22 protein-coding genes and 1 pseudogene are annotated in these 16,381 nt (G+C 66.1%); 20 read left to right on the top strand and 3 right to left on the bottom strand.

Annotation, left to right across the window (positions count from 1 at the left end):
- The first annotated feature begins 108 nt into the window (after nucleotides 1-108).
- Together V5F59_RS21160 and V5F59_RS21155 are read left to right on the top strand one after the other, a co-directional pair.
- Nucleotides 109-1,746 carry a flavin monoamine oxidase family protein gene (locus tag V5F59_RS21160; protein ID WP_393981137.1) on the top strand — a complete coding sequence of 546 codons (1,638 nt, stop codon included), beginning with the start codon at nucleotides 109-111 and terminating at the stop codon, nucleotides 1,744-1,746.
- A gap of 11 nt (nucleotides 1,747-1,757) precedes the next feature.
- Nucleotides 1,758-2,225 carry a Rieske (2Fe-2S) protein gene (locus V5F59_RS21155; protein ID WP_393981135.1) on the top strand — a complete coding sequence of 156 codons (468 nt, stop codon included), beginning with the start codon at nucleotides 1,758-1,760 and terminating at the stop codon, nucleotides 2,223-2,225.
- 368 nt (nucleotides 2,226-2,593) lie between these two features.
- Here V5F59_RS21155 and V5F59_RS21150 read toward each other — a convergent pair whose 3' ends face one another.
- Nucleotides 2,594-3,181 carry a hypothetical protein gene (locus V5F59_RS21150; RefSeq protein ID WP_393981133.1) on the bottom strand — a complete coding sequence of 196 codons (588 nt, stop codon included), beginning with the start codon at nucleotides 3,179-3,181 and terminating at the stop codon, nucleotides 2,594-2,596.
- 489 nt (nucleotides 3,182-3,670) lie between these two features.
- On the opposite strand from V5F59_RS21150, the gene V5F59_RS21145 reads away from it, so the two are divergent.
- From V5F59_RS21145 to V5F59_RS21065, 17 genes and pseudogenes are all read left to right on the top strand, one after another.
- Nucleotides 3,671-3,991 carry a HesB/IscA family protein gene (locus tag V5F59_RS21145; protein ID WP_393981131.1) on the top strand — a complete coding sequence of 107 codons (321 nt, stop codon included), beginning with the start codon at nucleotides 3,671-3,673 and terminating at the stop codon, nucleotides 3,989-3,991.
- 74 nt (nucleotides 3,992-4,065) lie between these two features.
- Nucleotides 4,066-4,332, top strand: a pseudogene (locus V5F59_RS21140) (NifU family protein); the annotation flags it as partial.
- A 133-nt stretch (nucleotides 4,333-4,465) separates the two neighbouring features.
- Complete coding sequence (gene nifS, locus V5F59_RS21135) at nucleotides 4,466-5,668, top strand: cysteine desulfurase NifS (protein WP_393981129.1); 1,203 nt, start codon at nucleotides 4,466-4,468, stop codon at nucleotides 5,666-5,668.
- Between the two features lie 186 nt (nucleotides 5,669-5,854).
- Nucleotides 5,855-6,070, top strand: a complete 216-nt coding sequence (gene nifT, locus V5F59_RS21130; protein WP_393981127.1) for a putative nitrogen fixation protein NifT — start codon at nucleotides 5,855-5,857, stop codon at nucleotides 6,068-6,070.
- 6 nt (nucleotides 6,071-6,076) lie between these two features.
- The gene (locus V5F59_RS21125; RefSeq protein WP_393981125.1) at nucleotides 6,077-6,955 is read left to right on the top strand and encodes an SIR2 family NAD-dependent protein deacylase; all 879 of its coding nucleotides are present in this window, start codon (nucleotides 6,077-6,079) and stop codon (nucleotides 6,953-6,955) included.
- Nucleotides 6,956-7,292: 337 nt separating this feature from the next.
- Nucleotides 7,293-8,855 (top strand): nitrogenase cofactor biosynthesis protein NifB, encoded by a 1,563-nt coding sequence (gene nifB, locus V5F59_RS21120; protein WP_393981123.1) that lies wholly within the window; start codon nucleotides 7,293-7,295, stop codon nucleotides 8,853-8,855.
- Between the two features lie 28 nt (nucleotides 8,856-8,883).
- Complete coding sequence (locus V5F59_RS21115; RefSeq protein WP_348842286.1) at nucleotides 8,884-9,108, top strand: 4Fe-4S binding protein; 225 nt, start codon at nucleotides 8,884-8,886, stop codon at nucleotides 9,106-9,108.
- Between the two features lie 11 nt (nucleotides 9,109-9,119).
- Nucleotides 9,120-9,434 carry a HesB/IscA family protein gene (locus V5F59_RS21110; RefSeq protein WP_393981121.1) on the top strand — a complete coding sequence of 105 codons (315 nt, stop codon included), beginning with the start codon at nucleotides 9,120-9,122 and terminating at the stop codon, nucleotides 9,432-9,434.
- Nucleotides 9,435-9,531: 97 nt separating this feature from the next.
- A complete protein-coding gene (locus V5F59_RS21105) occupies nucleotides 9,532-10,071 on the top strand; it encodes a hypothetical protein (RefSeq protein ID WP_393981119.1) in 540 nt (179 codons plus the stop codon).
- The gene (locus V5F59_RS21100; RefSeq protein ID WP_393981117.1) at nucleotides 10,064-10,843 is read left to right on the top strand and encodes a 4Fe4S-binding leucine-rich repeat protein; all 780 of its coding nucleotides are present in this window, start codon (nucleotides 10,064-10,066) and stop codon (nucleotides 10,841-10,843) included. The genes V5F59_RS21105 and V5F59_RS21100 overlap by 8 nt, the downstream gene beginning before the upstream one ends.
- The gene (locus V5F59_RS21095) at nucleotides 10,840-11,157 is read left to right on the top strand and encodes a nitrogen fixation protein NifZ (protein WP_393981115.1); all 318 of its coding nucleotides are present in this window, start codon (nucleotides 10,840-10,842) and stop codon (nucleotides 11,155-11,157) included. The genes V5F59_RS21100 and V5F59_RS21095 overlap by 4 nt, the downstream gene beginning before the upstream one ends.
- A 20-nt stretch (nucleotides 11,158-11,177) precedes the next feature.
- Nucleotides 11,178-11,417 carry a nitrogen fixation protein NifZ gene (locus tag V5F59_RS21090; protein ID WP_393981183.1) on the top strand — a complete coding sequence of 80 codons (240 nt, stop codon included), beginning with the start codon at nucleotides 11,178-11,180 and terminating at the stop codon, nucleotides 11,415-11,417.
- 46 nt (nucleotides 11,418-11,463) lie between these two features.
- Entirely contained in the window at nucleotides 11,464-11,793 is a 330-nt protein-coding gene (locus V5F59_RS21085) for a DUF3024 domain-containing protein (protein WP_393981113.1), read from the top strand.
- A gap of 90 nt (nucleotides 11,794-11,883) precedes the next feature.
- A complete protein-coding gene (locus V5F59_RS21080) occupies nucleotides 11,884-12,147 on the top strand; it encodes a DUF6129 family protein (protein ID WP_393981111.1) in 264 nt (87 codons plus the stop codon).
- The gene (locus V5F59_RS21075) at nucleotides 12,147-13,346 is read left to right on the top strand and encodes a DegT/DnrJ/EryC1/StrS family aminotransferase (protein ID WP_393981109.1); all 1,200 of its coding nucleotides are present in this window, start codon (nucleotides 12,147-12,149) and stop codon (nucleotides 13,344-13,346) included. Before V5F59_RS21080 ends, V5F59_RS21075 begins: the two co-directional genes overlap by 1 nt.
- Before the next feature lie 52 nt (nucleotides 13,347-13,398).
- The gene (locus V5F59_RS21070; protein ID WP_393981107.1) at nucleotides 13,399-13,713 is read left to right on the top strand and encodes a ferredoxin; all 315 of its coding nucleotides are present in this window, start codon (nucleotides 13,399-13,401) and stop codon (nucleotides 13,711-13,713) included.
- 344 nt (nucleotides 13,714-14,057) lie between these two features.
- Nucleotides 14,058-14,276 carry a hypothetical protein gene (locus V5F59_RS21065; RefSeq protein WP_393981105.1) on the top strand — a complete coding sequence of 73 codons (219 nt, stop codon included), beginning with the start codon at nucleotides 14,058-14,060 and terminating at the stop codon, nucleotides 14,274-14,276.
- Nucleotides 14,277-14,551: 275 nt separating this feature from the next.
- Here the strand turns inward: V5F59_RS21065 and grxD are convergent, their stop codons facing one another.
- Nucleotides 14,552-14,884: a Grx4 family monothiol glutaredoxin gene (gene grxD, locus V5F59_RS21060; RefSeq protein ID WP_393981103.1), complete on the bottom strand. Its 333-nt coding sequence runs from the start codon at nucleotides 14,882-14,884 to the stop codon at nucleotides 14,552-14,554.
- Between the two features lie 62 nt (nucleotides 14,885-14,946).
- Nucleotides 14,947-15,180 (bottom strand): BolA family protein, encoded by a 234-nt coding sequence (locus tag V5F59_RS21055; protein WP_393981101.1) that lies wholly within the window; start codon nucleotides 15,178-15,180, stop codon nucleotides 14,947-14,949.
- Between the two features lie 332 nt (nucleotides 15,181-15,512).
- Here V5F59_RS21055 and V5F59_RS21050 point away from each other — a divergent pair, with 332 nt between their 5' ends.
- Nucleotides 15,513-16,379, top strand: a complete 867-nt coding sequence (locus tag V5F59_RS21050; RefSeq protein WP_393981099.1) for a xanthine dehydrogenase — start codon at nucleotides 15,513-15,515, stop codon at nucleotides 16,377-16,379.
- Nucleotides 16,380-16,381 lie beyond the last annotated feature (2 nt).

Here is a 16,381-nt window from a genome sequence, read left to right as displayed (position 1 = left end):
GGGCGATGCCGCAAATCCCCCATCGGCCGCGTGAAACGCCGATGCGGCGGCGCTGTGCGCGAATCTTGCAAGGGCTCCAAAAAGAACGACAGCCAGGGGATGAGTTCCATGCTGGATGTGGCGATCATCGGTGGGGGCCTGTGCGGCCTCGCGCTGGCGCGGCAGCTGAAGAAGGCGGGCCGCGGCTTCACTGTGTTCGAGGCCCGCGCGCGGCTCGGCGGGCGCGTTCTCTCGGCCGTGTCGGCCACCACGGGGGAGGCGCTGGACCTCGGCCCCACCTGGTTCTGGCCGGACACGCAGCCCCTTGTCACCGCCTTCGTGTCGGAGCTCGGCCTTGCGAGCTTTTCCCAGCACGACGAGGGCGCGGTGCTGCACCTCACCGAGGCCGACAAGAACCCGGGCGCGCTCGCGCAGGCGGTGCATGGCGGCGCGCGGCGCGTCGCGGGCGGGGTCTCGCGCCTCATCGCCACACTTGCCGACGGCCTCGCCGAGGACGAGGTGCGCCTCGGCCACGTGCTGGTGGGCGTGGAGGACAAGGGCGACCATGTGGTGCTCGCCTTCCGGGTGGACGATGCCCTGCTGATCCTCGAGGCGCGCCACGCGGTGATCGCCTTGCCGCCGCGCCTGGTGGCGGAGACGGTGCGTTTCGTGCCGGACCTCGACGCCCCCACCCGTGAGGCCATGGGCGCCGCCCCCACGTGGATGGCGGCCCAGGCCAAGGTGATGGTGGCCTATGCCTCGCCGTTCTGGCGGCTCGCCGGCCAGTCCGGCAACGCCTTCGTCACCCATGAGCAGGCGGTGGTGGGCGAGATCTTCGACGCCTGCGACGCCACCGGCTCCAAGGCGGCGCTGGGCGGTTTCCTGAGCTTCCCGCCGCAGCTGCGCGCGGATTTCGCCGCCGGCCTGCCCATGCTCATGGACAGCCAGATGGTGCAGGTGTTCGGCAGCGCGGCCGAGGGCGGGGAGCAGCTCTACCAGGACTGGGCGCTGGAGCCCTTCACCTGCTCCGCCCGCGACCGCGACGAGCCGCAGGGTGAGCATGTGGCCTTCTCCAACCCCCTGCTGCGCCGGGCGCTGTGGGACGGCCGCCTGCACCTGGGCGGTTCGGAGACGGCGACCCAGGGCGCCGGCTACCTGGAGGGCGCGCTGGAGGCGGCCCGCCGCATCGACCGCGCCCTCGCCCGCCAGCGTTCGGAGGAGGCGGAGGAGCCGGGCCTGCCGGAAGGCCTTTCCGTGAACGCGGCGAGCCTCGCCCGCTATGCCGCCTGGGTGGCGGCGCAGAACGACAAGGCGTTCGAGGCCTATCGCGTGCGCCTCAACCGGGCGCTGGCCACCCAGCAGCGCGAGCAGCTGACCCAGAGGGCCATGCTGGGCGCCATCGAGGAGATCTACGAGCGCGCCGCGGACCTCCTCGACACGCTGCCCTTCGACATGGCGGACGTGCCGGTGGAGAAGGGCCGCTCGGCCCTGATGAGCGACGTGCAGCTGCCGTTCCGCGACTTCATCCAGACCCTGCTGGATGACGTGATCGCCTTCAACCGCACCTCCTGCGCCCTTTCCAACTTCCCGGGGGAGCATCACCTCTCCAGGGACTATGTGCAGACGATCCTGAGGGACGTCGCCGCCGCCTGGCGCGACTTCTGCCTCGCCGCCAATCGCCGGCTGCTCGCGAAGGCGGAGGCCGGCGCCCCCCTGCCCCCCGGAGCCGGCCCCCGCTCCGGACCGATCCTGACAAGCGCATCGTGAACGAGGACAAGATGGAACCGAGCATCGCAGAAGACGAGAACGGACCGGTGGCCGGCGTCGCCTATGCCATCTGTTCCATGAGCGACATTCCGAGCCAGCGCGCGCGCGGCTTCGAGCTTTCGCGCGTGGCGGAGGACGGCACCGAGCAGCCGTTCAAGATCGTGGTGGTGCGCTGGGGCCGGCAGGTGTTCGGCTATGAGAACATCTGCCCCCACGACCAGGTGAACCTGGACTGGGAGCGCAACCAGTTCCTCGATCCCAACGGCATCCGCCTCATGTGCGGCAAGCACGGCGCCCTGTTCGAGCTGGGCACCGGGACCTGCATCGAGGGGCCCTGCAAGGGCAAGGGACTGCGCCCGGTGCAGCTCGCGGTCATCGACAACGACATTTGCGTCGTGGGCGTGACCCTGGCCGAGGAGGAAGAGGACGACGACGAGGAGGAGATCACCTCCTGCTCCGACGAGGGCGGCGGCGTCTGAGTCGGCCGCAGGCGGTCCCCGCTCCGGGTGGGGACCGCGCCACCGGCGGGGCCGCCTGGGGCATGGGCCGGGGATGGAGCCGGGCCGCGATGCTGCGTCGCGGGCTGGTGGGGGTATCTGGATAGGACCTTGGCGTGAGGGCTGACGCGTGAGGCGCGTCCTGCGTACGCGGCCGTCCCGCAGCCGCCGGGGCTGGCCGGTCCCGATGCCGAAGGTCCAGATCCTCTCGAATGAGGCGGCGAAGCTCCTGACGCCGGGTGCCGAAGGCCGCGAAGGTCTGGAACCGGTTCAGGCCATCGGCAGGCCGGGCCCTCGCCGGAAACTCCGGGAGGGCCCGCCGCGCGCAAGTCCTTCGGCAGGTCCTTCGATCAGACCGGACGGTTCTCGTTGCGGTTCTTCACCGGCTCCATGACGGAGAGCCCCTTTTCATAGGTGATTTCTTCATAATCTTCGTGCCAGCCCCGGGCCTTGTCCAGGACCACATCGGTCTTGCCGCCGGTGTCGAGCTTCTTGATATCGTTCTTGTCGATGCCGAGAAGGTCGGTCATTTCCTTCCACACGGTGGATTCGTCACAGGGAAGGACATAAAATACCTTCCCGTTGTAGGTGACGCGATACTTCGCCAGGATGTCGATGTTATTGCAGAAGAGGAAGTACTTTCCGTCCGGGCCGAGGGCGTCGCCGAGCACGTCCGCCACGTCGGAGAGGAAGGCGAAATTCTGCAGGTATCCGGCGAGGACGGGGATGGTCTCCTTGCCGTCTTCGGCGAAGGTGAGGACCTGTTCCATCGTATACTCGGGCGGCCGCTTTTCGTCAGCCATCTGCTGCTGGAACTTCAGGGCGATGTCGCCCCGGAAATCGAAGCGGCCCGGCTTGGTCGGCTGCTTCAGAACGGCATTCAGGAGTCGCCCCTCTTTATCCAGCCGGCCCAGGGGGGTGTTCTCGATCGCAGTCATCAATGGTCTCCGGTTCAGCTCAGAACTCTCAGGCGGGCGCGAGCAGGGCGCGCCCTCGTTGGCTCGAAGGCTTCGCTCTCCGCCGAATCCCGTTCGGCATGCCGCCCGCGCGAGGGGCAGGCGTAGCCCTCATGCAAGCCCTTTGCCGCTTGCCCGCCGTCGCCGCCCCACAGTCGGGGGGAGCGACAATCGGCCCGACCCGCGGTGCGCTCCCGGCCCCGTTCCGGCCGCGGGCAGGCCTCGTGGCCCCTGTGAAAGCCGCAGGTGGCGGGGGCTGCCATGAACCCGATGCAGGCGGTTCGCCTTCGACGCCCCCGTGCCGTCCGGTTCGCCCCCGAATTGGCGGCGGGCGGCGTGTCCGAAACCGGACACGCGTCGCAAAGACAACAGATGTGTCCGGGAAAAGCGATGTAATTCAGTCTGTTGCCGTCTGGCACGACGCTTGCTCCCGTCCTTGGGCAATTGGGTCTCTCAAGCGAAGGTCGAGCGATGATCAATTTGACCGACAGCGCCTTGAATGCCGTTCGGGACGCCATGCTGGGCGCGGACCAGCCCGTCAGCGGCCTGCGGATCATGGTCGAGACGGGCGGCTGCGCCGGCTACCAGTACAAGATGGGCCTGGTCTCCGACAGCGAGCCGGACGACACGGTGGTGGAGCGTGAAGGCGTCCGGGTGTTCGTGGACAACAAGAGTCACGAGCTTCTCGCCGGCACCACGATCGATTTTGTGGTCGCCCTGGAAGGCTCCGGGTTCACCTTTGAAAACCCGAACGCCACCTCCAGCTGCTCCTGCGGCAAGTCCTTCGGCTGACCGGCTCCGCGCCGATCGCCCGCACGCCCGGGGACCCGCGCCCAGGGCCGAACCAAACCAGAGAGGACAATGCCATGTTGGTCGAGACCGAAGAGCGCGTCCCGCTCACCCGCGAAGCCAAGCGTGAGGCGATCATCCGCGAGGTGATCGAGGAGATCCGCCCGAACCTGAAGCGGGACGGCGGTGATTGCGAGCTCGTGGAGATCGACGGCAACAAGGTCATGGTGAAGATGACCGGCGCCTGCGTCTTCTGCAAGCTGGCCAGCGAGACCATCGAGGGCATTCAGACCAAGATCGTCGAGCGTCTCGGCGAGCTGATCCGCCTGATCCCCGTGGCCGGCGCCCAGAACAAGCCGCTGGTGAGCCTGAAGACGCAGGGCCTCGCCCCCGCTCCGGCCAAGCCCGCCCCCGCGCCGTCCCCCGCCGAGTGACGGCAGAGGGAAGGACAGGTTCCTGAGCTGAAGGGGTGCTGCCGTGCGGCCGGTCTATCTCGACAACAACGCGACGACCCGGACCGACCCTGCGGTGGTCGATGCCATGTTGCCGTTCTTTTCGGAGCACTTCGGCAACGCCTCGTCCACCCACGCCTTCGGCGAGAAGGTGGGGGAAGCGGTGAAGGCGGCGCGCAAGCAGTTGCAGGCGCTCCTCGGCGCGGCCTTCGATCATGAGATCGTCTTCACATCCGGCGGTACGGAATCCGACAATGCTGCCATTCTCTCCGCTCTGGACGTGCAGGAGGGACGGGACGAGATCGTCACCACCACGGTGGAGCACCCGGCGATCCTGACCCTGGTGGCGCATCTGGAGAAAACGCGGGGCATCAAGGTGCATCTCGTCGGCGTCGACCGGCAGGGCCGGCTCGACATGGACGCCTACGCCGGCGCCCTCTCGCCGAAGACGGCTGTCGTGTCCGTCATGTGGGCCAACAACGAGACGGGCACGGTCTTCCCGGTGGCCGCGCTCGCCGAAATGGCGCACGGCGCCGGCGCCCTGTTCCATACGGATGCGGTGCAGGCCGTGGGCAAGGTGCCGGTGGACCTGAAGTCCACGGCCATCGACATGCTGTCCCTCTCCGGGCACAAGCTGCACGGCCCCAAGGGCATCGGTGCGCTCTACGTGCGCAAGGGGGTGAAGTTCCGGCCCCTCGTTCGCGGCGGGCACCAGGAGCGCGGGCGGCGCGGCGGGACGGAGAACGTGCCTGGCATCATCGGCCTCGGTGCCGCGGCCGAGCTGGCCCAGCGGCACATGGAGGAGGAGCGCACGCGGGTGAAGGCCCTGCGCGACCGGCTGGAGCAGGGCATCCTGCAGCAGGTCAGCCACACGCTGCTCAATGGGGATGCGGACAACCGTCTGCCCAACACGGCGAATGTCGCCTTCGAGTATCTCGACGGCGAGGCGGTGCTGCACAATCTGAACAAGGCCGGGGTCGCCGCTTCCACGGGCTCCGCCTGCACGTCGGGCTCCACCGAGCCGTCTCATGTGCTGCGTGCCATGAACCTGCCGGCGACCGCGCTGCATGGCGCGCTGCGCCTGTCTCTCTCCCGCGAGAACACCAGCGAGGACGTGGACCGGGTGCTCGAGGTGCTGCCCGAGATCGTCGGCCGCCTGCGCGCCATGTCGCCGGCCTGGCAGGCGCGCGAAGGCGCCCCGATGGCGGATGCGGCTGGCCATGTCTGAGCCGTCCGGGTTCCGCATGTCGAGGATGCAGGCGCTTGAACCCCGGGTGTCCGATCAGGACCCTTTGCGCCCGATGCCGGCCGCCCGCGCGGCCACCGGACGCTTGAAGCACGTCCCCGGGCGGCGCCGAGGTGGCGCCGGGCCGGGTTACAGCGGCGAAGCAAAACCCTTCCAGGAGTCAACCGCATGAAAGTCATGATTCGCCGTTCCCCGGAGATGGGCCTGTCCATCTATGTCCCCAAGAAGGACCTCGAGGAGCCCATCGTCGAAACCCAACACGAAACCCTCTGGGGTGGCTGGATCAAGATCGCCAACGGCTGGGTGCTCGAACTGCCGGAGATGGCCGAGGGAACGACCCTTCCCATCACCGTCAACGCCAAGAAGCGTGGCGAGGAGGAGTGAGCTGACATGAACGTTTCCGTCGCCAATATCGAGACGCTGAAGCTGGCTGACGCCGAGGGCGTCCTGAAGGACGTGGCGGCGGAGCTCGTCGCGGACAAAGTCGTGCCCTATCTCGGGCCCGGTCTCATCGCCCTGTCGCAGCCGACCATCCCGGTGACGCCGGAAGGCCTCGCGGCCTTCTTCGGTACCAAGGTGGCCCTTCCCAAGCGGGCCAAGGGCAATGTGTGGGCGGCCGCCCAGCACATCGAAAGCATGAAGCACCGTTCCACGGTCTCGGCGCTCATGGGCGATGCGTTCGCTCCCGCCGTTGCGCCGCTGCCGCTGCATACCTTCCTCGCCGGCCTGCCGCTGGCGATGATCGTGGACACCTGGTACGACAGCGCCATGCGTGCCGCGCTCGCCGGCCGCACGGACTGGGGAGAGGTCCAGGGCAACACCCGCGCCGGCATCGGCGAGGACCGCTGGTACCGCTTCTATGATTCCGCGGCCGCCGAAGCCGACCGGGCCGCGGCCGAGACCTGGAAGACGCTGCTTTACAAGCCCCACGGCAGCATCGCGCCGGCCAAGAACTGGCTGATCTCCGACGCGGACTATGTCGAGGTCCTGACCGAGATCGACATCCAGACGCCGATCCCCGACGTGGTGAAGAACCGTCGCACCGAGCGCAGCTTCCTCTTCCTCGGCTGCCGGTTCCACGATCAGCTGCTGCGGACCTATGCCCGCCAGATCATCAAGCGTTCCCGGGTGCCGCATTTCGCGGTCGTGGATGAAGACATCCTCACCAAGAACGAGCTGCGCTTCCTCCTCAGCCACGGCATCACGCCCATCGCCATGCCGCTGCAGAAGGCGGTGGACATCGTGATGTCCGCGGGGAGCGCCGCCTGAGGCTTTCCCGCGGCTGCGGCAGGGCCGGCTGGATCCTTGAGAGCATGTCCGGGAACGGACATGCTCTCTTCGTTTCTGCGACTGCGGGACCATGGCGGCCGGCTGCATTGATCGAAATCAAAGTTGGCGCCGAATCCGGCCAAACTCGACGAAACAGCGTGTAACTTTTCCAACATGTCATTCCTGTCGCGGTGGCGTGTTCGCAAGCTGACAGATCGCCAAACGGCTAAGCTGCTGAAAAGCCGAGGGCATTCCGGTCGAATGTGGCTGGCACGGCTGTTGCTCCAGAAGAGCTAAGGATTTTTTGAGGATCCTGCTGGAAGCGAGGAGCAGTTTTATGCACGCGTCTACACAGCACGAAGCAAACGAGGTCGGCGTTGCCGACAAGCTGGCCGACATCATGCAGGCCAAGGCTGAACACCAGGGTTGCGGCACCTCCGGCGGCTCCGGCAAGGCGAGCTGCGGTTCGTCGGCCGGCCAGGGCGACCTGCCCACCGAGATCTGGGAAAAGGTGAAGAACCATCCCTGCTACAGCGAAGAAGCCCATCACCACTATGCGCGCATGCATGTTGCCGTTGCCCCGGCGTGCAACATCCAGTGCAACTACTGCAATCGCAAGTATGACTGCGCCAACGAGAGCCGTCCCGGCGTGGTGTCCGAGAAACTGACCCCCGAGCAGGCGGCGAAGAAGGTGCTGGCGGTGGCCTCCACCATCCCGCAGATGACCGTGCTCGGCATCGCCGGCCCGGGCGATCCGCTCGCCAATCCCGAGAAGACCTTCAAGACCTTCGAGCTGATCAACCGGACCGCGCCCGACATCAAGCTCTGCCTGTCCACCAACGGCCTGGCCCTGCCCGACCACGTGGACACCATCGCCGGCTTCAACGTCGACCACGTGACCATCACCATCAACATGGTGGATCCGGAAGTCGGCGCGAAGATCTATCCGTGGGTGTTCTGGAAGCACAAGCGCTACACCGGCTATGAGGCGGCCAAGCTCCTCACCGACCGGCAGATGCTGGGTCTCGAGATGCTCACCGAGCGGGGAATCCTCTGCAAGGTGAACTCGGTGATGATCCCCGGCATCAACGACAAGCACCTCGTGGAAGTGAACCGGGCCGTGAAGTCCCGCGGCGCGTTCCTCCACAACATCATGCCGCTCATCTCCTCCCCCGAGCATGGCACCGTGTTCGGCCTCAACGGCCAGCGCGGCCCGACCGCCCAGGAGCTCAAGGCGCTCCAGGACGAGTGCGAGGGCGAGATGAACATGATGCGCCACTGCCGCCAGTGTCGTGCTGACGCGGTGGGCCTGCTGGGCGAGGACCGTTCCGCCGAGTTCACCACCGACAAGATCATGGCCATGGAGGTCAATTACGACCTCGAGAGCCGCAAGGCCTACCAGGCCCTGGTCGAGGAAGAGCGCGTCGCCAAGGTGGCGGCGAAGCAGGAGGAGCTGGAGGCTCTCGCCGGCGAGCAGAGCGACATCAAGCTCCTCGTCGCCGTGGCCACCAAGGGCTCGGGCCTCATCAACGAGCACTTCGGCCACGCCAAGGAGTTCCAGGTGTGGGAGCTCTCCACCGGCGGCGCCAAGTTCGTCGGCCATCGCCGCGTCGACCTGTATTGCCAGGGCGGCTACGGCGAGGAGGACAGCCTCGAGACCATCATCCGCGCCATCAACGACTGCCACGCGGTGTTCGTGGCGAAGATCGGCGGCTGCCCGAAGGCGGACCTCATCAAGGCCGGCATCGAGCCGGTGGACGGCTTCGCCCACGAGTTCATCGAGAAGTCGGCCATCACCTGGTTCAAGGAATACCTGAACAAGGTGAAGGGCGGCGAAATCGAGCACATCGTGCGCGGCGACGCGGAAATCCGCCAGGGCGCGCTCATCAACGCGGCTTGAGCGGCGAAGGTATCGAAGGAGCATCCCCATGACCTTGAAAATCGTGGCGTCGCAGTGCACGAGCTGCTCGGCCTGTGAGCCGGAATGTCCCAACGTGGCCATTTCGGAGAAGAACGGGACGTTCGTGATCGACCCGAAGAAGTGCACCGAATGCATCGGTCACTTCGACGTGCCGCAGTGCGCGGCGGTGTGCCCTGTGGACGATACGTGCGTGATCGACACCTCGTATCCCCGTTACCAGCCCACCGCCTGAGGAGGCGCACGATGAACTTCACGATGACCCGTGCAGCCGCGCGTTTCATGCGCATGATGATCATGGCGGACGGCGGCCCCACCGCCGGCTTCCGGATGCACGTGACGCCCGGCGGATGCTCCGGCCTCAACGCGGACATCGCCGTTCTCCCGGAGCCTCAGCCGGGAGATTCGGTGGTGGAGAAGGACGGCGTGAAGCTGTTCCTTCCCGCCGAGAGCCGCCTGCTGCTCGACGGCGTGACCATCGACTTCACCGACACGGCCGCCAAGACGGGCCTGGTGTTCCAGGACCCCAAGGCGACCACCTGCTCGTCGCACGCCCACTGAGGGTGTGCACGGTCCGGGGCGGTTCGTCCGCCCCGGACGCGCGTCGTGCCGAAGCGCGTTCCGGGTGCGGCACACGATGGACTTGAAAGGGGTGGGAATGGAAGGATCGCACGCCACGGGCGAGCCGGATTTCCTCACCCCCGAGGCGCTCCTCGCGAGTGCCGTGATGGGGGGAGGGCTGCCGGACGACGCACAGTATCATCTGTGGGAAGCCGGCCTCTCCTACCAGCAGGATGAAGTTGCGGAAGGCCACCTGCGGCAGGCCGAGGCGCTCGCGCCCGGGCATGCCGCGGTGCTGATCGGTCTCTATCGCTTCTATTTCTACAAGGGCCGCCTGAGGGAATGCCTGGAGGTGGCCCGGGAGTGCCTGGCCAAGGCGCAGCGGGAGACCAATCTGCCGGCCGACTGGCGGGACGTTCGGCGCGAGGATGCCGAGTTCTCCCGCTACGACCGGCTGATGCCGCGCTTCTTTCTGTTCACCCTGAAGGGCTACGCCTACCTCAACATGCGCCTCGGCGATCTGGAGGAGGGGCGGGCCGCCGTGTTGAAGCTGCTCGAGCTCGATCCCACCGACAAGATCGGTGCGAAGCTCTTGCTCGACGTGCTGAACAGAGCGGGGCAGGACGACGATGACTGATGACGACATCGACGAGGCCAAGAACTGGCTCGGTGAAGACATCGACTGCTCTTCGTGCGCCCACCACGAGGATCTTCTGCCCGCGGGCAAATGCCAGCTCCGGCGGGCCTGCGTGAACGATCGCTATGCGCGGCGCATCGATCGTTTCTTCAACTGGAATACGGATCTCGCCAATTCCTACGTGGGCCACGAGCATTTCGAGGTGCGCGCGATCGCCGCGAAGCACGCGGATATCTTCTTCCTGCGCCCCCTCCTCAACGATCCCGAGGAGACGGTGCGTTGGAACGCGGCGCGTCGCCTGCCCAAGCGCATGATCCTGCCCCTGCGCACCGACCCGCATCGCGAGGTGCGCATCCGCATCGTCTCGCTGCTGGAGGATGCCGACCTCACGCCCATGATGTCGGACGAGGACTATTACGTCCGTCTGGTGGTGGCTCGCCGGCTCGCGCCGCCTTTGCTCTCGCGCATGGTGGAGGATCCGGAGCCGGAGGTGCGCAAGGTGGTGGCCAAGCGCCTGCCGGCAGAATGGCTGCTGCGCATGGCTCATGACGAGAGCCCTCAGGTGCGGCTCGAGGTGGCGCAGCGCCTCGCCCCGGATCTCCTGTCCGCGCTCGTCGCGGATCCGGACTGGCGGGTGCGCTACGAGGTGGCGAGCCGCATCGCAGCCGCCCAGCTATCCCATCTCATCGACGACGACGACGACTTCGTGCGCGAGGTCGCCCGCTCCCGGGTCAAGGCGGGAGGGGAGCTTGTGAGGGAGATGCCGCTATGAGCAACATTGTCCGCGACAGTGATGTGGTTGAAGTCTCGGAGCCGCCGTACTTCAATTTCGGCGAGCGGGTGAAGGCCAAGCGCGTCATCCGTAACGATGGAACCTATGCTGGGAAGGAAATCGGCGAGATCCTCGCGAAGAAGGGCGAGATCGGTTACGTCGTCAGCATCGGAACGTTCCTTCAGCAATTCTACATCTACGGCGTCGAGTTCACCGAGAGCGGCAATCGCGTGGGCATGAAGCGCAAAGAGCTCGAGAGCGCCATTCCGCGCGAGGAAGAAGATATTCCCCTGCCCCCCGTCCCTGGAATGTGAGTTGCCGGAGTCTTTAGATGATCCTCGAACCGAGACTGCCCAAGTATCAGTGGGGCCAGAAGGTCAAGACGCTGATCGACCTCTACAACGACGGCTCCTACCCGGACGTGCCGGAAGAGGCGCTGCTCGTCGGCCTCGGCGCGACGGGCGAGATCGTCCAGGTGGGCACCCACACGGATACGAACACGCCCATCTACCTGATCGAATTCAACGAGCGCCTGGTGGTGGGCTGCCTCGAGGAAGAGATCTCCCCCCTGTGAGCCGCGTCGGCGCCCTGCGCGCCGGCCCCGCGAAGAGATGTCGACGATGAGGCTGCCCACTCATCCGAACGATCTCGACAAGAAGCGCATCGAGCGCGCCCTCAAGGCGCGCAAGCGCTATCGCTATGTCGTCCCCCGGGTGCTGGGCACCGAAGGGGGGTATCGCATCGAGAGCGCCTGCTGTTCCCGCAACATCGACCCGGAGGGTGGTGTCGTCGACATCGCCCTCATGTTGTTCGACGCCGAAGAGGGAACCTGGCAGCTCTTCCGGAAGAACCACGGCACGCGCCTGTGGGAGCTCGACAGCACGCATCCGCGCCTCGCGGCGGCCCTGGATCTGCTGAACGACGATTCCGAGCGCAAGTTCTGGCAGTGACGCGACATTGGCAATGTTCCTGCATGGAGCCATTCCAGACGCGACAGGATCGCGGACGGGTGTGTCCTCCGACAGGGGAGAGTTGAAGCCATGGCCTTGAGCGAAAACGACCTCAGCGAGATCGAGAAGCTCCTCACCGCGGAGGACCTGCAGGGGCCTGTCTTCGGGGAGCTGCGCCGCCGCTTTCCGACATTGTCGTGGACGCAATGCGACGCATCCGACGTGACGGAGGATCCGTTCCGCACCTACTCCAAGTTCGACATCCACCTGCTCGACACGGCGGACCACTGCGCGCACATCACCTCCGATCCCGGCCGCGCGACCGGCGTCATCCTGGCCCGGCGGAGCGCATGATGAGCGAGACCGACCTCCTGCTGGACGCCGAGCTGACCGAGGACGAGGGCGGCGAAGCCACCGGCATCCTGTTGTCGGATCCCGACATCACCGTCATCGAGCTGCAGGCGGTGGCCGAGGCGCTGCAGGCGCCGCGCCTGTCGAGCGGGCCTGCCGCGGAAGCGTTCGAGGCGGAGTTCGCAGCCTATCTCGGCCGCAAATATGCCGTGGCGGTGCCAAGCGGCACCCTCGGGCTGCTCTACACCCTGAAGGCCTACGGCATCGGGGCGGGCGACGAGGTGATCTGCTCGCCGTACTCCTTCCGCGAGACCGTGCACGCCGTCAGCCTCTCCGGCGCGCGCCCGGTGTTCGCCGACATCGACTATTGGGCCGGGACGCTGGTTCCCGACAAGGCGGCCGCCAAGATCACCGAGAAGACCAGGGCCATCGTCGCCGGCAACACCAACGGCCATCCCGCGCCGTGGACCGCCTTTCAGGAGCTGGCCCGCGCCCATCGCCTCGCCCTCATCGAGGATTCCACCGAGGCCATCGGCTCCCGCTACAAGGGGGCGCTGGTCGGTTCCTTCGGCGACACGTCGGTGTTCGATTTCTCACAGCCTTTCCCCATCGTGTGCGGGGAAGGCGGCATGGTGGTGACGGACGATATCGACGTGGCGGTGGCGCTGCGCCGCTTCCGCTCGCACAAGCTCGACGAGCGCTCGTCGGTGGTGGTGAGCATGAGCGCCCCCTACCAGGGCGCCATGAGCGATGTGACGGCCGCCCTGGGCCTGACCCAGCTGCGCCGCCTGGAGGAGATCCTGGAGCAGCGGCGCACCGTCGAGCACCTCTATCTCAAGTATGTCCAGTCTTTCGAGGGCATCAAGGATCCGTTCATCGGGCCGGACGTGACCGAGGTGAACTGGTTCCTCTACGTGGTGCATCTGGGCACGCGGTTCTCCAAGTCGAGCCGCGACGCCATCGTCGAGGATCTGAAGGTGGAGAATGTCGAATCCGCCGCCTTCAGCAATCCGCTGCACCTGCAGCGCCATTATTTCGACCTCGGGTATCGCCGGGGCGATTTCCTGGTGACGGAAAAGGTGGCGGATCGTGCTGTCGCCCTTCCGTTCCACACGCATCTCAGTGAGGACGAAATCGAGTTCATCGTTGCAACGATGAAGGATGCCTCGATCAATGTAGGGGCGGGCGCCGCCATCTACTGAAGGCAAACAAGATCGCACCCCAACCACAAAGCAGAAACGACAGGAGTTCTTGATGTCCACGGTTACGCTGAAGATCCTGCCCGTCGACAAGACGATCGAGGTCGCGGAAGGGACGAACCTCCTTGAGGCGCTCATCACCGTCGCTCCGGGCCTGGCCGACAAGCAGAAGAGCGACAAGGACGGCAGCGCTTCCCACGTCTTCGTTCAGGAAGGCCGCAAGGGCCTGTCCAAGACCAGCCGTGAGGAAAACGAGAAGCTCGATGCCATCGTGGGCGTCGGCTCCAAGTCCCGGCTGGCGGCCTATGTCACGGTGCTCGGCACCGAGAACGTGACGGTGGAGCTCCTGGGCGAGTTCTCCGGGCTCTGATCCGTATAGGCGAGGCGCCTCCATGCGGGGCGCCTCCCGTCTGCGGAGCGTGGAGGGAGCTGGCTCGGGATCAGGGCCTGCACCGCTCGGCCACCGGGCACGCGCCTGCGGGCGCCGCGGCGGCGGCGCATTACAGGTCAGGGATCAATTGGTGATCCGGCAGCCGGCCTGCCTCTGTGCAGCGATTGTCCGGATGGAAGCCTCCCGCCATGGGCGGAAGGCTTGAGGTGTTGCGCCTGCCGTCGATCCTCCACGGATTGGCGTCTCGCGAAGGATTTCATGGTTCGCTGCGACCTAAGGATGGGGATCTGTCGGCGCGGCGAAGGTTAACGAGGAGGAGCAAGATGGACACGGTTATCATTCATGCGCGGTTCGCTCCCAACGGAACGATCGTCGAGATCAGCGAACGTCCCACGGGCCTCGACCCGCAGGCTTGGTTCGATTTCCTCTCCTACCGTGCGGCGGACAGCTATCAGGCGTTGGCCGGTGGCCGCGGCGTGTTCCGCCTCTCCCGCGCCGATATCGACGCCTTCAAGGCTGACGCAACCGCCAAGGCCGCCTGAAAACCACCCCCGGCATTGAAGCCGGACGATGGAGCTGGCGCAATCCGGTCAAATACGTAACCGGCCGACTTCTGCAGAATAATTGCGGGAGGCGGCCGGTTGTGTTTGCGTATGTGCGTAATATTGTTTCCTGAAATCAAGATGAGGGGCGAGGGGACGCGGCTGGAGCGGTGGAGGGTGGCGCATGGAACGCAAAAGCCCGGGATGCTGACGCGGCCCGGGCTCCTGGTGTTGGCTGTTTCGTCGCGCTGCGGGGAGTGTCCTCCCGGGGAGGATCAGGCGGCCGGCGCGGCCACACTTTTTTCGGCGAGCATTGCGGTGAGTTCTCCGGACTGGAACATCTCGCGCACGATATCGCAGCCGCCCACGAATTCGCCCTTGATGTAGAGCTGCGGGATCGTCGGCCAGTTGGAATAGGCCTTGATCCCCTCGCGGATGGCCAGGTCCTGCAGGACATCAACCGCGCGGTAGGGCACGCCCACCTGGGCGAGAACCTGCACCACCGCCGCCGAGAAGCCGCACTGCGGAGCCGCAGGCACCCCTTTCATGAACAGCACCACATCGCTCGAAGCAATAATATCCTCGATACGCTCGGCTGAATTGGACATGGCACGAACTCCGGTTGAAAAATGACGAGATGAAAGCGGTTTTCCTCGGTGGACGCCGGGGCCTACTTCGGGACCAGGGTCTCGAGCTTCAAGGCGTGGAGCGTGCCGCCCATGTGCCCCTGAAGCGCGGCATAGACCATCTGATGCTGCTGCACGCGGCTCTTGCCCTTGAAGGCTTCCGAGGTGATCCGCGCGGCGTAGTGGTCCCCATCCCCGGCGAGATCGATGATTACCACTTGGGAGTCCGGCAGCGCCTCCTTGAGAAGGCGCTCGATCTCCGATGCAGCCATGGCCATGGTGTGTCTCCTTCGTTTCGGCGGCGCACCATGCAAGGTCGGCACCAACTGCGGTCTGGACACCTTCGCCGATGTGGCCACCGCTGCCGCGCGCATGTGCCCATGCTGTCGCGTTTACGACAGCATGGGCGGGCGGGCGTCTCGAACCTTTCGCTGCGCTCCACATGACGTCCGGATTGGCGCGTCGTCTCCCGCCAGGTGCACGCGCCTTTTTCCTATTCCCGCCTGGTAACAACGGGTTTCTCCCGTTCCAGCCCCCATTACCTTTGGATGTCTCCAATCGGCCCGGCTCTTGCTTTCCCCAGTTCGCCCCGACGAGGACGAGACCGAACATGAGCGATTTCCAACAGCAGGGCCGAGAGCGGCATCGCCCCGCATTCGCGACGATTCTCGGCACCAACGAGATCGCGTCGGCCGTTGCCGTGCAGCTGCATCGGGGTGGCTACGGCGTCGTCCTCTCCCATGATCCCATGCCGCCGGTCATCCGGCGCAAGATGGCATTCCATGATGCCCTGTTCGAGGATGCGGCGACCGTCGACGGGGTGCGCGCCGAGCGGGTGGACACCGGGCTCGAGATCCGAGCTGGTCTGTCGCATAATCGGGTTATGGTGACCAACCTGGGGCTTCTGGATCTCATCGTCATCGGCGCCATCGACCTTCTGGTCGATGCGCGCATGAATAAGTACCAGGTGACGCCGGACCTGCGCCGTCTGGCCAAGCTCACCATCGGCCTCGGACCGGGCTTCAGCGGCGGGAACAATTGCGATCTCGCCATCGAGACGCGCCCAGGCAAGGAAGGCCAGATCATCCAGCATGGCCCCACCGATGCGCCCGATGGCGTGGCGCGGCCCCTGGGTCCGGTGACGGCAGAGCGTTTCGTGCATTCGCAGCTGCCGGGCCGCTGGCACACGGCCATTGAGATCGGCACGCGCGTCTACAAGGATTTTCACCTGGGCTTCCTCGGCAACGATCCCATCTGCGCGCCGTTCGACGGCATCGTCCGCGGTATCGTGCGTGATGGGACGGAAGTGCCGGCGGGCGTGAAGCTGCTGGAAATCGATCCCCGCGGCCGCGGCGCCGACTGGACCGGGCTCGACGCTCGCGCTCTGGTCATCGCCAAGGCGGTGAGCCGGGCGCTGACCTTCCGCAGCGCCCGGCCCGCCGAAATCCAATCCATCCCCACCATCCCCACCTGGTGAGA

The sequence above is a fragment of the Xanthobacter nonsaccharivorans genome (assembly GCF_043194755.2).
In the GTDB taxonomy this organism is placed as follows: Bacteria; Pseudomonadota; Alphaproteobacteria; order Rhizobiales; family Xanthobacteraceae; genus Xanthobacter; species Xanthobacter autotrophicus_G.
The sequence above is the reverse complement of the archived record's forward strand: the minus strand, read 5'-3'. Positions and strand labels throughout refer to the sequence as shown.